Annotated in this window: 10 protein-coding genes; 9 read left to right on the forward strand and 1 reads right to left on the reverse strand. The window is 64.6% G+C overall.

The genetic code is table 11. The annotated features are described in order from the left end of the window. Positions 1 to 386 precede the first annotated feature (386 nt). The 7 genes from QUW00_RS01190 to QUW00_RS01220 all read left to right on the forward strand — a co-directional run bounded on the left by QUW00_RS01190 (position 387) and on the right by QUW00_RS01220 (position 8,467). Entirely contained in the window at positions 387 to 782 is a 396-nt protein-coding gene (locus tag QUW00_RS01190) for a helix-turn-helix domain-containing protein (RefSeq protein ID WP_289612575.1), read from the forward strand. 229 nt (positions 783 to 1,011) lie between these two features. After that, on the forward strand, positions 1,012 to 2,196 hold the full coding sequence (locus tag QUW00_RS01195; protein WP_289612576.1) for an FprA family A-type flavoprotein: 1,185 nt from the start codon (positions 1,012 to 1,014) through the stop codon (positions 2,194 to 2,196). Between the two features lie 422 nt (positions 2,197 to 2,618). Then, a complete protein-coding gene (locus QUW00_RS01200; RefSeq protein ID WP_289612577.1) occupies positions 2,619 to 5,492 on the forward strand; it encodes a proton-conducting transporter transmembrane domain-containing protein in 2,874 nt (957 codons plus the stop codon). Positions 5,493 to 5,504: 12 nt separating this feature from the next. Beyond that, a complete protein-coding gene (locus QUW00_RS01205; RefSeq protein ID WP_235422292.1) occupies positions 5,505 to 6,017 on the forward strand; it encodes an NADH-quinone oxidoreductase subunit B family protein in 513 nt (170 codons plus the stop codon). Beyond that, on the forward strand, positions 6,018 to 6,734 hold the full coding sequence (locus QUW00_RS01210) for an NADH-quinone oxidoreductase subunit C (protein ID WP_289612578.1): 717 nt from the start codon (positions 6,018 to 6,020) through the stop codon (positions 6,732 to 6,734). It begins immediately after the preceding gene. Position 6,735: 1 nt separating this feature from the next. Next, positions 6,736 to 7,830 carry a nickel-dependent hydrogenase large subunit gene (locus QUW00_RS01215; protein ID WP_289612579.1) on the forward strand — a complete coding sequence of 365 codons (1,095 nt, stop codon included), beginning with the start codon at positions 6,736 to 6,738 and terminating at the stop codon, positions 7,828 to 7,830. Between the two features lie 7 nt (positions 7,831 to 7,837). After that, positions 7,838 to 8,467 carry a 4Fe-4S binding protein gene (locus tag QUW00_RS01220; RefSeq protein WP_289612580.1) on the forward strand — a complete coding sequence of 210 codons (630 nt, stop codon included), beginning with the start codon at positions 7,838 to 7,840 and terminating at the stop codon, positions 8,465 to 8,467. 134 nt (positions 8,468 to 8,601) lie between these two features. On the opposite strand, the gene QUW00_RS01225 is transcribed toward QUW00_RS01220, so the two are convergent. Continuing rightward, positions 8,602 to 10,641, reverse strand: coding sequence for an ABC transporter substrate-binding protein/permease (locus QUW00_RS01225; RefSeq protein WP_289612581.1), 2,040 nt, complete (start codon positions 10,639 to 10,641; stop codon positions 8,602 to 8,604). A 294-nt stretch (positions 10,642 to 10,935) separates the two neighbouring features. Here QUW00_RS01225 and QUW00_RS01230 point away from each other — a divergent pair, with 294 nt between their 5' ends. Together QUW00_RS01230 and QUW00_RS01235 are read left to right on the forward strand one after the other, a co-directional pair. Then, on the forward strand, positions 10,936 to 12,462 hold the full coding sequence (locus tag QUW00_RS01230; protein WP_289612582.1) for a Mur ligase family protein: 1,527 nt from the start codon (positions 10,936 to 10,938) through the stop codon (positions 12,460 to 12,462). Positions 12,463 to 12,644: 182 nt separating this feature from the next. Continuing rightward, positions 12,645 to 13,841 carry a DUF362 domain-containing protein gene (locus QUW00_RS01235; RefSeq protein ID WP_289612583.1) on the forward strand — a complete coding sequence of 399 codons (1,197 nt, stop codon included), beginning with the start codon at positions 12,645 to 12,647 and terminating at the stop codon, positions 13,839 to 13,841. Positions 13,842 to 14,041: the final 200 nt, after the last annotated feature.

Raw genomic sequence — 14,041 nt, forward strand, 5'->3', positions numbered from 1 at the left:
CCCTCCAAAACCGTCCCCTAAACGGGGGTAGTGCCCCCGAGGTCCCTTGCGACAAGGTTGCATCTGGCACCATCTTGTCGCGGATGGGGGAGATTGCCCTGCGGCTCGAGTGAGCGAGCCGGCGCGCCTGCGTTCATTCAAGCAACGGGATTCGCCGGATCGCAATAAAAGACTTACGGGGTCGTTAAATAACCTATGAAACGCATAGGAAAATATGGACGTACGGTGAATCGTGCATCGAAGTGGCAGGGCGGGGCATCAAAAGTGGCATAGTTGCGCAACTGGCGATGATATGTGACCGATTGGTTGCCGTTTCGTGTTATCATGCAAATTGCTGGTTGAAACGCACTTTATTTATCCCACGATGCTGGCAAAGCAGGTCTACCATGGTTGAAAGCAAAAGCGGTTCCAAGTACGACGCGAAGGTCCGCCGTCGTGCGGTCAAGATCCTTTCGACGGGCGTGGGGCATCGCGCCCTCGCGGTCGAGCTCGGTATCCCCGAGGCGACGGCGCGCCAGTGGGCGCGCGCCTATGCGGTGGGCGGTTCGGGCGCCGTCATGAACGCAGGGTCGACCCATCGCGTGTATCCGTACGACCTGAAGCTCTCCGTCGTGCACGATCGCCTGGACAACGGCATGTCGGTGCGCGAGGTCATGGTCAAGCACGGCGTTCCGAGCGAGTCTTCGGTCAAGACCTGGTGCCGCCAGTACCGCGATGGCGGTGCCGAGGCGCTGGTTGCCAAGCCGCGCGGCCGCAAGCCCAAGACGCGCAAGATCAACTAACGTCCCGCTCAGGAAGCACGCACCTCCGCTTTCCAAAGCACAGTTCACCAAAACCGGCCCCGTTTGCGCGGCAGCTCGCGCGCAGGCGGGGTCGGTTTTGTCCGCATGCTAATTGATGCCTTTTTTATAACAATTGACACCGCGCCGCCGAGCCAGCCTCCAAGCCCTAAACGCGTGGTAGAATCGCAGGTATCCGAGTTGTTTTGGATGTCTGAGGAAAGGAATATCCATGCTCAACGCTATCGAGATTTCGCCCAAGGTCTGGTGGGTCGGCGGCATCGACTGGAACGAGCGCTCGTTCCACGGCTACACCACCGAGAAGGGTATCACCTACAACGCCTACCTCATCATGGACGAGAAGATCACGCTCATCGACACCGCCAAGGCGACGTTTACCGATGAGTTCCTGCAGCGCATCTCGCAGGTCGTCGACCCCTCCAAGATCGACATCGTCATCACCAACCACGTCGAGATGGACCACTCCGGTTCGCTGCCGGCCATCCACAAGGTCGCGCCCAACGCGACGATCTACGCGTCGGCCGGCGCCGGCGTCAACGAGGTCCGCGCCCACTTCGGTATCGAGGCCACGCCCGTCAAGTCCGGCGAGACCCTGAACATCGGCGAGCGCACCCTCACCTTCGTGACCACGCCGATGGTCCACTGGCCTGACAACATGGTCACCTACTCCGATGTCGACAAGATCCTGTTCTCCAACGACGCCTTCGGCCAGCATTTCGCCTCGACCAAGCGCTTCGACGACGAGAACGACCTGTGCGAGGTCTACAAGCAGGCCAAGAAGTACTACGCCAACATCGTGTGGCCCTACGGCATGCAGGCGCACAAGGCGCTCGACGTCGTGAAGACCCTCGACCTCAACATGATCTGCCCGAGCCACGGCGTGATCTGGCGTAGCCATATCGCCGACATCCTCGACAAGTACGAGGCCTGGACCACCTATCAGACGACCGACAAGGCCGTCGTGGTGTACGACTCCATGTGGCACTCCACCGAGTCCATGGCCCGCGAGATCACCGATGCCTTCATCAAGGAGGGCATCCCCGCCGAGCTTATCGACGTCAAGCACATGCACATCTCCGACATCATGCTCGAGCTGTGCGACGCCAAGTACGTGGCCGTGGGCTCGCCGACCCTCAACTCCAACATGATGCCGACCGTGGCCGCCTTCCTGACCTACATGCGCGGCCTGTCGCCCAACAACGCGCAGCGCATCGGTCTGGCCTTCGGCTCCTACGGCTGGGCGCCGCTTGGCCCCAAGCAGGTGTACGCCGAGCTCGAGAATGCCAAGTTCCAGCTGCCCGTGCCCGTGGTGGCGCAGCAGTGGATCCCCTCGGCCGAGAACCTCGCCGAGCTTCAGGAGACCGTCTGCAAGATGATCGAGGCTGCCCAGGCCTAGCGCCCGTCGCTCCGAAGGGGCGGGAGCATAATGGGATATGCGGCCGGCGTCGCGCGGGAGGGCAAAACGCCCGCCTGCGCGGCGCCGGCTTTTGTTTTGGAAGGGGAGTGCCGCGGCTGAGGCGAGTACCGGGACGGCCGCGGCGCCAGGGCTACCAGGTGTCCGGGAAGGCCGGGAAGCCGACGCAACATAAGCGCTCGGGATGGTGGGGCCCTTGGAGTGACGGGGACGTCGGGCTGCCGGGCTGCCGACGCGCGCCGCGCAACCGAGGCGCCGACGCGCGCCGCGCATCCGACCCCAGGCGCACACTTGGCCCCATGTCCCCACTGCAAACCAAGGCGGCCAAAGCTGCACGAGCACGCGGCAGTCTGCACTATAATCAGACGATGATTGTGTGAAGCTTCGTGCAAAGTGGGGTGCCTATGGCTTTACTGGGATTCCTGATTGCCTTTCCGCTGATTGTGGCAATCGCATTGATGCTGTTTAAAAACGATGTGCAGCGCGATCCGCTCGTGGTCGGGTCGGCCGTGGTCATCGCCATCGCCAGCATCATCACCGCCGTGACCTACATGGGCAATCCGACGACGTTTGCCATGAGCCCCGACGTGTCGCTCATGGGCAACTACGTGGCCGTTGCCGTGGACCTGTTCCTGTGCGGCTTCGTGTTCGTCATGGCCATCCGCTACCGCAACACCAGCATGTTCCTGCTCTCGGCGGTGCAGCTCGCCGTGTCCATCTGGTGCGGCTCGTTTGCCCTGCATCCCGAGGACGCCATGGTCGAGCCCATGTATATCGACACGCTCTCGGTGATCATGGTCCTCATCGTCGGCCTGGTCGGCAGCGCCATCTGCATCTACGCGCTCGGCTACATGAAGGACTTCCAGCATCATGAGGAGGAGGCGGCCCGTCGCGCGGGGACGAAGGCGACCGACCGCCGTCACCAGTTCATCGCCCTCATGTTCCTGTTCCTGTCGGCGATGTTCATCATCGTGACCTCCGACAACTTCGACTGGCTCGTTGCGGGCTGGGAGATCACGACCGTGTGCTCCTTCCTCATGATCGGCTACACCCGCACGCCCGAGGCCAAGAAGAGCGCCATCCTGCAGATCAACCTCAACATGGTCGGCGGCCTGGCGTTCCACGTCGCGCTGGTCATCATGCACACCACCGGCGTGCCGCTGTCCATCAACGGCATGGTCGACGTCGCCGCCGGTGCCCAGGCCGACCTGCTCATCATGCCGCTCATGCTGCTGTCGGTCGCCGGCCTCACCAAGGCCGCGCAGATGCCGTTCCACCAGTGGCTGCTCGGCGCCATGGTCGCGCCGACCCCCACGAGCGCCCTGTTGCACTCGTCCACCATGGTCAAGGCCGGCGTGTTCCTGCTCGTCAAGCTCGCCCCGCTCTACCTGGTGTACCCCATCGCCTCGGCCATGGTCGTCGCCGTCGGTGGCGTGACCTTCGTGCTCTGCTCGTTCATGGCCATCTCGCAGAGCAACGCCAAGCGCGTGCTCGCGTACTCCACGATCGCCAACCTCGGCCTCATCTCCGCCTGCGCGGGCGTCGGCACCTCCGAGGCCGTGTGGGCCGCTATCTTCCTGATCATCTTCCACACCGTGTCCAAGTCGGTGCTGTTCCTGTGCGTGGGCACCGTCGAGCACCGCATCGGAAGCCGCAACATCGAGGACATGGACGGTCTGTTCAGCCGCCTGCCGCGCCTCACGCGCTTCATGATGCTCGGCATCATGGGCATGTTCGTGGCGCCGTTCGGCATGCTCATCTCCAAGTGGGCCACGCTCGTGTCGTTTGCCGAGACGGGCAACGTGCTCTTCTTGATCCTGCTCGCCTTCGGCTCGGCCGCCACGTTCTTCTTCTGGGCCAAGTGGCTTGGCAAGCTCGCCGGCGTGTCCCAGAAGGCCGAGAACGTCGAGGGCGGCGTCCACAAGAGCGAGTGGACCGCCATCGGCTTCATCTCCGCCCTGCTCGTCTTGTGCTGCACCCTGCTGCCCGCCATCTCGCAGTTCGTGATCGGGCCGTACCTCGAGGTCACCTACAACAAGGTGCCGCGCCTCATTGACCTCGACAACATGCTCATCATGGTCGTCATCGTGCTGTTCATCGCCATCGTGCTGCTCACCCCGTGGGGCCGCTTCTCCAAGGCGCGTCAGCACGTGTACCTGTCCGGCGTGTGCCTTGACGCCGACTCGCGCACCTACCTGGGTTCCATGGGCCGCACGATGCGCTCCACCAAGCGCAACTGGTACCTCGCCGACGTCTTCCCCGAGCACCTGCTCACCCTCGTCGGCCAGATCATCTGCGGCGCCGGCATGCTCATGGCCTTCGCCGCGTGCTTCATCTTCCACGTCGACATGCTCGCCGGTGGCACCTTCCTCGTCGAGCGCGAGGTCATGCTGGTCGGCCCCGGCCTGCTCGGCATCGCTGCCGGCTGCGTGGTCTTCGCCGTCGCGGCGCCCGTCGTGGGCTGCCTGCTCGACGGCCTGGACCGCAAGGTGAGCGCCCACATGCAGGGCCGCGTGGGTCCGCGCCTGCTGCAGCCCTACTACGACGTGCGCAAGCTGCTGTCCAAGGAGCAGACGAGCGTCAATGCCATCGACGAGACCTACGTCACCTGCGCGCTCATCTTCTGCATCCTGGCCGGCGGCATGTTTATCTCCGGCTCCAACCTGCTGCTGTGCGTGTTCCTCGTGACGCTTGCCACGCTGTTCGTGATCATCGCCGCGTACTCCTCGCGCTCCCCGTGGGCCGACGCCGGCGCGGACCGCGAGTGCCTGCAGGTCATGTCCTACGAGCCCATGCTGCTCATCATGACGGTGGGCTTCTTCACCGCGACCCAGTCGTTTGACATCGCGCGCCTGTTCTCGCTCGAGCAGCCCATCATCGTGACGCTCATCCCCATCTTCCTGGGTCTGCTGTTCATCCTCACCATCAAGCTTCGCAAGTCGCCGTTTGACCTGTCCTACAGCCACCACGCGCACCAGGAGCTGCTCAAGGGCATCACGACTGAGATGACGGGCCGCACGCTCGCCAAGATCGAGATCATGCACTGGTGCGAGAGCGTGCTGTTCCTCATGTGGGTCGGCATGTTCTTCATCTGGGATTCGCCCATCTCCATCGTGGTCGCCGTCGCCGTGGTGGCGCTCACGTGGTTCTTCGAGGTCGCGATCGACAACAACTTCGCCCGCACCAAGTGGCAAAACTGCCTCAAGCTGGCGTGGCTCATCGCGCTCGTGGTGGGTGTCGTCAACCTGTTCTACGTGCTCATCACGCCGTTTATCTAAGGAGCGAGGGATATGGCCTATAACTCTAAATCGCCGTGGCTCATCCACTATGACGGCTCGAGCTGCAACGGCTGCGACATCGAGGTGCTCGACTCGCTCATGCCGCTCTACGATATCGAGCGCTTCGGCATCATCAACACCGGTAACCCCAAGCACGCCGACATCTTCCTGGTGACCGGCTCCATCAACGCGCAGAACATCCGCGTGGTGCGCCACATCTACAGCCAGATGCTCGAGCCCAAGGTCGTCGTGGCCTGCGGCATCTGCGCGTGCACCGGCGGCGTGTTCCGCGACTGCTACAACGTGATCGGCGGCGTGGACAAGGCGATTCCGGTGGACGTGTACGCGCCGGGCTGCGCCGTGCGCCCCGAGACCATCATCGACGCCGTGCTCAAGGGCGTCGAGATCTTGGACGAGAAGGCGCGCCGCCTGGCAGCGGGCGAGACCCTGCAGGAGCCCGCCGACCTGTTGGACGACGAGGCCGTCAACGCCCGTCTCAAGGCCATGAAGGCGAGGGAGGACTAGATGTATACGACCGAGTTCGTCGACGTGCCCTTGATCGAGCTGCTGCAGCGCGTGCAGAGCTTAAAGCATGAGGGCATGCGCTTCGTTCAGCTGTGCGCCGAGTTTCCCGAGGGCGGGATCGATCTGGTGTACACCTTCTACGACGAGACGCGCGACAACGCGCTCAACCTGTGCGTGAGCGTGCCCGAAGGCGCCGAGGTGCCCTCGATCCAGGGCCTGTACTTTGCGGCGTTTTCCTATGAGAACGAGGCGCACGACCTGTTCGGCGTGAACTTCATCAACATGAAGCTCGACTTCGGCGGGCACTTCTTCAGCCTTGCCGAGACCTCCCCCATGACGGTCATCACGCCCGAGATGAAGGCCGAGCGCGAGAAGGCCGCCAAGGTGCGCGCCGCGAAGGCCGCCAAGGAGGCCAAGGCCGTCCGTGAGGCCGCGGAGGCCAAAAGCGCCGAGCGTGCCCTCACCGAGGACCGCGCCACCGCCGACGCCGCTGCCGTTGCGGCCGTGAACGAGATGGCTCCCGCTGCTGCGCAGGCCGATAAGCCGAGCGCCGAGGAGCGTGCGGCCAAGATGGAGGAGAAGCTCGCGAACATGGATCCCGAGAAGGCCGCCAAGGTTCGCGCGGCGCTCGAGGCCAAGGCCGCCCGCGATGCCGCGAAGGCCGCTGCCGCGCCGGCGCCCGCCGAGCCGGCAGCCGACGCCAAGGAAGGGGAGTAGCATGGCGACACGTTCCGTCATTCCGTTCGGCCCGCAGCATCCGGTGCTGCCCGAGCCGGTTCACCTGGACCTCGTGGTCGAGGACGAGCGCGTGGTCGAGGCCATCCCGCAGATCGGCTTTGTCCACCGCGGCCTGGAGAAGCTCGTCCAGAAGCGCGACTACAACCAGTTCGTCTACGTCGCTGAGCGCGTCTGCGGCATCTGCAGCTTCGGCCATGGCTACGGCTACGCTGCGGCGACCGAGAAGCTGCTGGGCATCGAGGTGCCGCGTCGCGTCGACTACCTGCGCGCCATTCTCGAGGAGCTTTCGCGCATCCACTCGCACCTGCTGTGGCTGGGCTTGCTCGCCGACGGCTTCGGCTTCGAGAGCCTGTTCAACCACTGCTGGCGCCTGCGCGAGACCATCCTGGATATCTTCCAGAAGACCTGCGGCGGCCGCATCATCCTGTCCATCTGCATCGTCGGCGGCATGGCGCACGATATTGACGACGCGATGCTGCGCGAGGTGTGCGACGAGCTCGACGGCCTGCGCCGCGAGTACAAGATCATCGTCGACACCATGCTGAACGACAGCTCCGTGCGCAGCCGTCTGTGCGGCGTGGGCTACATCTCGTTTGAGGACGCCCTCGAGCTGTCGATGGTCGGCCCGTTTGCCAAGGGCTCGGGCATCGAGCACGACATGCGCTCGACCGGTTTCGGCGCCTATGGCGACCTGGAGCACTTCCAGCCCATCATCTCCACCGAGGGCGACTGCTACGCCCGCTGCAAGGTGCGCTGCGAGGAGGTCTACCAGGCTATCGACATCATCAAGGAGCTCGTCGCCAAGATTCCGCACGACGGCATCGGCGGCAAGCCCGGCCCCAAGGTGCTGCCGCCCGAGAACAGCCGCGCCCACGTGCTCATCGAGCAGCCCCGCGGCGAGGCGTTCTACTATGTGCGCGGCAACGGCACCAAGTTCCTGGACCGCTTCCGCCTGCGCACCCCGACCTCGCAGAACCTCGCCGGCATGGTGCGCGCGCTGCAGGGCGTCGACCTCGCCGACGTGCCCATGATCATCCTGACGATCGACCCGTGCATCAGCTGCACGGAAAGGTAGGCGACGTATGGGATCTTTTAACCTTGCCAAGATGACGCTCGGGTCGCTGTTCAAAAAGCCCGCGACGGTGCGCTATCCGTACGAGAAGCGCGACATCCCCGGGCTGTTCCCCCATATGCGCGGCCATGTGGTCAACGACGTCGAGAACTGCATCATGTGCGGCATGTGCGCCCGCGTGTGCCCGGCCGACGCGATCACCGTTGACCGCAAGGCCGGCGACTGGACGATCGATCCGTATCGCTGCATCCAGTGCTCCTCGTGCGTGCACGAGTGCCCGAAGCACTGCCTGAGCATGGACGTGTTCAACACCGAGCCCACCACGGAGCTCCACACGGTGACCGAGCACCGCGATATGCCGGCCAAGCCCGCTGCTAAGGCGGCCGGCGCCGCCGGTGCGGGCGCTGGCGCTGGCGCTGCCAAGCCCAAGCGCGAGCTCACGCCCGAGCAGCAGGCCCGCGTCGAGGCCGCCCGCAAGGCCGCAGCTGCCAAGAAGGCCGCCAAGGCCGCTGCCGAGGGCGCGGGGGATGCCGCTGCACCCGAGGCTGCCCCTGCCGCCAAGGAGCCGCCCGCGACCGAGCCCGCCGAGGCATCCGCTGCACCCGCAGAGCCCGCAGCCGAGCCAAAGGCGACCGAGTAGCGCGACTGCCTCAGAAGCCTCAGACGCTACGCGACAGCAAAGCGCCCGCCGACCTCGCAGGTCGACGGGCGCTTTTGTGTCAGTTATGCGACGGAGTCGACAGGCCGCTCCGCCGTCGGCTCCTATGGTTCGGGTTAGCGGCGACCCTCGTCGGCAGCCATCTTCTTCTCAACGTTGGTGATGACGTGGATCAGCGGGATGGTCACGACCAGGTAGTAGAGGGCGGCCACGATGTAGGGCGTGATGTTGCCGGTCGTGGCGGTGAGGTTCTTGGAGAACATCATCAGCTCCATGACGCCCACGCTCGACAGCAGCGAGGTGTCCTTATAGAGCATGACGAGCTCGCTGGTCATGGTGGGGATCACGCGGCGGAACGTCTGCGGCAGGATGATGAGCGTCATCGTGCTCATGAAGCCGAAGCCCTGCGAACGGGCGGCCTCAAACTGGCCGCGCGGGATGGACTGGATGCCCGCGCGGAAGATCTCGGCGAGGTAGGCCGAGCAGTTGATGGCGAGCACGCCGATGCCGAGCGGCAGGTTGGGCAGGTTGAGCCCGATCATGGGGAAGCCGAAGAAGGCGATGTAGATCTGCAGGAACAGCGGCGTGCCGCGCAGCACGTTGATATAGGTGATGGCGATGGCGCGCAGCGGCTTGTAGCGGCTGATCTTCATGAAGGTGATCACGAGCGCCAGCGGAACGGCGAGCGGGAAGCCGATGACGGTGACGAGCAGAGCGGCGCCCCAGCCCTGGAACAGCGACGCGATGGAGGTCACGATATACTGCGGGCGGAAGAACATGCCCAAGAACGGGTTGGCGTTCCACGCCTGAACCCACGGTTGGGCGTCGAGCCACTGGACGGCCGTCTGCACGAACGTGCTCTCGGAGACGGCGATCGTGGGGCTCGCGGGAAGCTCGTGCGAAGCGCCGTCGTCAGTGGTGTAGGTGCCGCCCACGGCGTAGGCTCCCGCCTGGCTGGGGAACAGCACGCCGTCGACCTCAACGGTGAGCTGGGTGCCTGCGGGCGCGGGCTCGGCGAGGTCGATGACAAGCGCGGAGTCGTCAAGATGCGACTCGGTGGCGAGCTTGGTGCGGTCGAGCCCGTCAACAGCGTAGACCGTGGCGCCCGAGTCCTCGAAGGAGCCGCCCTCGGGCAGCGTGAGCGCAAGCTGGGTGACGGAGCCCTCGGTTCCGACGACGGCCTCCCAGGTCAGGCGCGTGGCGATACCGCCGAGCACGGCCGTCCCGCCGTCCTCGTTGGACTGCGCGCTCGCCGTGGTGACGGCAAGGGTCGCCGGTGTCTCGGTGACGGCGTCGCCGGAGCCCGCCTCGGTGCCCGTGGTGTCACCGGAGCTCGTCGGGGGTACGCCGAACCACGTCTCGTACAGCTCGGCGTAGCGGCCGTCGGCGCGGATGGCTGCGAGCGCCTCGTTGATGGCGGCGGTCAGCTCGGGGTTGTCCTTGCTCACGGCGATGCCGAACTGCTCGCCGGTGGGGACCTCTTCGATGATCTGCATGCTCGTGAACGAGTTGGAGACCATCCACTGCTCGACGGGCAGGTCGCACACGACGCCCTGGCACTGGTCGCTCATGACGGCGGTGAAAGCGGCGGTCCAGTCGTCAAAGTTGACGGTCTGGGCGTTGGGCAGGTGCTCGATGGCCCACTGCTCGGACGTGGTGCCCGACTGGACGGCGATGCGCACGCCGGCGGTGTTGAGCGACTCGACGGTGTCGTAGCCGCCGCCCTTGACGGTGGCGATACCCTGGTTGGAGTCCATGTAGGGGTCGGTGAAGTCGACCTCCTCCAGGCGCTCGTCGTTGATGGTGATGTTGCAGGCACCGACGTCGGTCTTAACCGCCTGTTTGGTCATGGGGATGATGCTGTCAAATTTCTGCGCGGGCAGGTAGTTGAGCTCGAGGCCGAGCTCCTCGGCGATCATGCCCATGAGTTCATAGGTGAAGCCCTGCGGCTGGCCGTCATCGGTGGTGTACTCGAACGGCGGGGTGGCAAGGTCGCTCGCAACGGTGAGCTTGCCTTCTTCGACCAGGGCAAACGAGCTTTGGTCGTCGGCAGGCGACGAGCAGCCTGCCAATGCGACGCTCACGACGACGAGCGCGCAGGCGACAATCGCGGCAAACAGGCGACGGATCGACAGGCTTGGGTGTGAATAAGGCATAAAGTGCCTTTCATCCGACAAACATACAGACTAAGAATACCATGAGCATGAAACCTCACCATTACGGCACATCATAAGAGGCATCAGCCCATACGCTATGGCATCGCACTGCCATATCCGACCCCCTGCTATGGGGCGAGCGGCTCCTCCTGGTGGGCCAGCGCTGGCGTCCTGCTCATTTTTCATGTTCTTGCTGCCCGCCCGCTGACCGCTGCGTCTGAGTGCGCATAATGTCCAACGTAATCCATTGTGGTAAAAACCGCGCGTCACGTGCGCTGAGCGAGGGGACCGTCTATGCCGCAGGCTGTTCAGATGACCTATCCGCTTTCCCATTACATTGAGGTGCTCGAGGCCGCCGGCGTGCTGCGCTGCGCGCCGCAGGATGCCGACGACATCCAGATCGCTTTTGCGACGGACGACTCGCGCGCCGCCGTCCCGGGGACGCTGTTTGTCTGCAAGGGAGCCGCCTTCAAGAGCGATTACCTCGTGGGCGCCATCGAAGCCGGCGCGGTCGCCTATGTCTCCGAGACCGACTACGACGTGGACGCGCCCTGCCTGCTGGTCGACAACATCCGCCTGACGCTCGCCGTGCTGGCCGACACCGCCTACGCGCATCCGTCCGGCCGCGTGCAGGTGTGCGCCTTCACGGGCACCAAGGGCAAGACCACGAGCGCCTACTATCTCAAGAGCGTGCTGGATGAGCATGCCCGCCGCTGCGGATGCCATACCGCCGGCCTGTTTTCGAGCATCGAGTTCGACGACGGCGTCGACGCCGGGATCTCCAAGCTCACGACGCCCGAGGCCTTCCAGCTTGAGCGCCAGCTCGCCAACGCCGTGGAGAGCGGCATCGAGCACGTGGTCATGGAGGCTTCGAGCCAGGCGCTCAAGTACGACCGCACCGCCTGCGTGGAGTTCGCGGTGGGAGCGTTCACCAACATCGGTGAGGACCACATCTCGCCGATTGAGCATCCGACGTTCGAGGATTACTTCAGCAGCAAGTTGAAGCTGTTCGCGCAGAGCCGAGCGGCGGTGGTCAACCTCGACATGGACCATGTGGACCGCGTGCTCGATGCGGCGCAGGCCTGCGAGCGCGTCGTGACCTACTCGCTGGAGGACGAGCACGCCGACGTCTATGCCGGGCAGCTCACCCATACCGATCGCGGCATCGTGGCCCGCGTGCGCACGCCGCGCTTCACCGACGACGTGCTGGTGGCCACGCCGGTCAAGTTCAATATCTCCAACGCGCTCGGCGCCATCGCGTGCGCCGAAGCCCTCGGCATCGAGCGCGAGGCCATCGTCCACGGGTTCGAGCACCTGCGGGTGCCCGGGCGCATGGAGCTCTATCCCACCGAGAGCGGTCGCATCGTGGGCGTGGTGGACTTCGCCCACAACGGCATGAGCCTCGAGACCATGCTGCGCGACCTGCACGAGAACTACCCCGACCGCGAGCTCGCCGTCGTGTTCGGCGCGACGGGCGGCAAGGGCGTTGACCGCCGCGAGACCATGGGCATCGCAGCGGGCAAGTTTGCCGATCGCATCGTGATCACCGAGGACGACCCGGGTCCCGAGGATCCGGCGGACATCTGCGACACGATCGCCCATTTTGTTGAGGAGCAGGGCAACCATGCCTGGCAGATCGTGCTCGATCGCGAGGAAGCCATCCGCACCTGCGTGCGCGAGACGACGCGTCCGGCCGTGGTGATCGTGACCGGCAAGGGGCACGAGACGCGTATGCTGCGCAAGAGCGGCTCCGAGCCCTGCCGAGCGGACGGCCCCATGCTGCAGGAGGCCCTCGCCGCCTTCGAAGCCGGGGAGCTGTAAGCGGACTGACAGGCTGAGATGGGTCAGATGGGGACGTGTTCCGCCCAACCCATTTTGGGTCATGTCGCCCAAAATGGGTTGGACGGAAGACGTCCCCATCTGGCCCAAAATGGGTTGGGCGGAACACGTCCCCATCTGACCCATTACAATCGATACGTATTTCAAGAGAGAGGGGATACGTCATGTCCGAGATCACCGAACCCGCCAAGGTGTACTTCTGTGACCTGCGCAGCCATGGTCGCGAGAGCCAGCTCGACAAGCTGAAGCGCCTGATCCGTCGCGCGGGCATCGACCAGATCGATTTCGAGAACAAGTTCGTCGCCATCAAGATCCACTTCGGCGAGCTGGGCAACCTGAGCTTCCTGCGCCCCAACTACGCGCGCGCCGTCGCCGATGTGGTCAAGGAGCTGGGCGGCAAGCCTTTCCTCACCGACTGCAACACGCTGTACGTGGGCAGCCGCAAAAATGCGCTCGAGCACATCGACTGCGCGTACCAAAACGGCTTCACCCCGTATGCGACCGGCTGCCAGGTGATCATCGCCGACGGCCTCAAGGGCACCGACGAGACGCTCGTGCCGGTCAAGAACGGCGAGTACGTGAAGGAGGCCAAGATCGGTCACGCCCTCATGGACGCCGACATCGTCATCTCGCTCACGCACTTCAAGGGTCATGAGCAGGCAGGTTTTGGCGGCGCCATGAAGAACCTGGGCATGGGCGGCGGCAGCCGTGCCGGCAAGATGGAGCAGCATTCTGCCGGCAAGCCGAATGTCCACACCGAGTCCTGCATCGGTTGCCACGCCTGCGAGCGCATCTGCGCGCACGGCGCCATCAGCTTCGAGGCGACCCGCGAGCGCGAGCTCGCGAGCGGCAAGACCGTGACCGTGCCCGTGGCGCACATCGACCACGACCGCTGCGTGGGCTGTGGCCGCTGCATCGGCGCCTGCAACCAGGACGCCATCGAGCCCGAGTACGACCAGGCAGTCGACGTCCTCAACTACAAGATCGCCGAGTACACGCAGGCCGTGGTGCAGGATCGCCCCAACTTCCATATCTCCATCGCCATGGACATCTCGCCCAACTGCGACTGCCATGCCGAAAACGACACGCCCATCGTGCCCGACCTGGGCATGTTCGCGAGCTTCGACCCGGTCGCCATCGACCAGGCTGCGATCGACATGGCGCTTGCCGCACCGGCGCTGCCCAACACCGAGCTCACCGACATGCGCGCCAAGCTGGAGGCGGAAGGCGGCGTTCCCGAGCGCTGCGAGCACGATCACTTCAACATGACGCACCCGGACACCAACTGGCGCTCGATGATCGAGCACGCCGAGAAGATCGGTCTGGGTACGAGCCACTACGAGCTCATCACCATGAAATAGGCCGCAAGGGCGACAAGGTGGTGCCAGGTGCAAACCTGTCGCCAAGAGATGTACGACGGGGGCGATCCTGCATCCAGCGGGGTCGCCCTTGCGCTATCGGGCGCACGGAACGCGCCGGCCGCAAGCGGGCGCCCCGGCATTGGTCGTCTCAAGCACATCCTGCCTGATATCCCTGTGCGCCCCTATCATCTTTTGCAAGT

Origin of the sequence: Collinsella tanakaei, assembly GCF_030373545.1 — a bacterium.
Taxonomy (GTDB): Bacteria; Actinomycetota; Coriobacteriia; order Coriobacteriales; family Coriobacteriaceae; genus Collinsella; species Collinsella tanakaei_C.

Excerpts from the sequence above, each read along its gene's own strand:
- QUW00_RS01190 (WP_289612575.1), top strand. The coding sequence starts at position 387 with ATGGTTGAAAGCAAAAGCGGTTCCAAGTACGACGCGAAGGTCCGCCGT.
- QUW00_RS01195 (WP_289612576.1), top strand. The coding sequence starts at position 1,012 with ATGCTCAACGCTATCGAGATTTCGCCCAAGGTCTGGTGGGTCGGCGGC.
- QUW00_RS01200 (WP_289612577.1), top strand. The coding sequence starts at position 2,619 with ATGGCTTTACTGGGATTCCTGATTGCCTTTCCGCTGATTGTGGCAATC.
- QUW00_RS01205 (WP_235422292.1), top strand. The coding sequence starts at position 5,505 with ATGGCCTATAACTCTAAATCGCCGTGGCTCATCCACTATGACGGCTCG.
- QUW00_RS01210 (WP_289612578.1), top strand. The coding sequence starts at position 6,018 with ATGTATACGACCGAGTTCGTCGACGTGCCCTTGATCGAGCTGCTGCAG.
- QUW00_RS01215 (WP_289612579.1), top strand. The coding sequence starts at position 6,736 with ATGGCGACACGTTCCGTCATTCCGTTCGGCCCGCAGCATCCGGTGCTG.
- QUW00_RS01220 (WP_289612580.1), top strand. The coding sequence starts at position 7,838 with ATGGGATCTTTTAACCTTGCCAAGATGACGCTCGGGTCGCTGTTCAAA.
- QUW00_RS01225 (WP_289612581.1), bottom strand. The coding sequence starts at position 10,641 with ATGCCTTATTCACACCCAAGCCTGTCGATCCGTCGCCTGTTTGCCGCG.
- QUW00_RS01230 (WP_289612582.1), top strand. The coding sequence starts at position 10,936 with ATGCCGCAGGCTGTTCAGATGACCTATCCGCTTTCCCATTACATTGAG.
- QUW00_RS01235 (WP_289612583.1), top strand. The coding sequence starts at position 12,645 with ATGTCCGAGATCACCGAACCCGCCAAGGTGTACTTCTGTGACCTGCGC.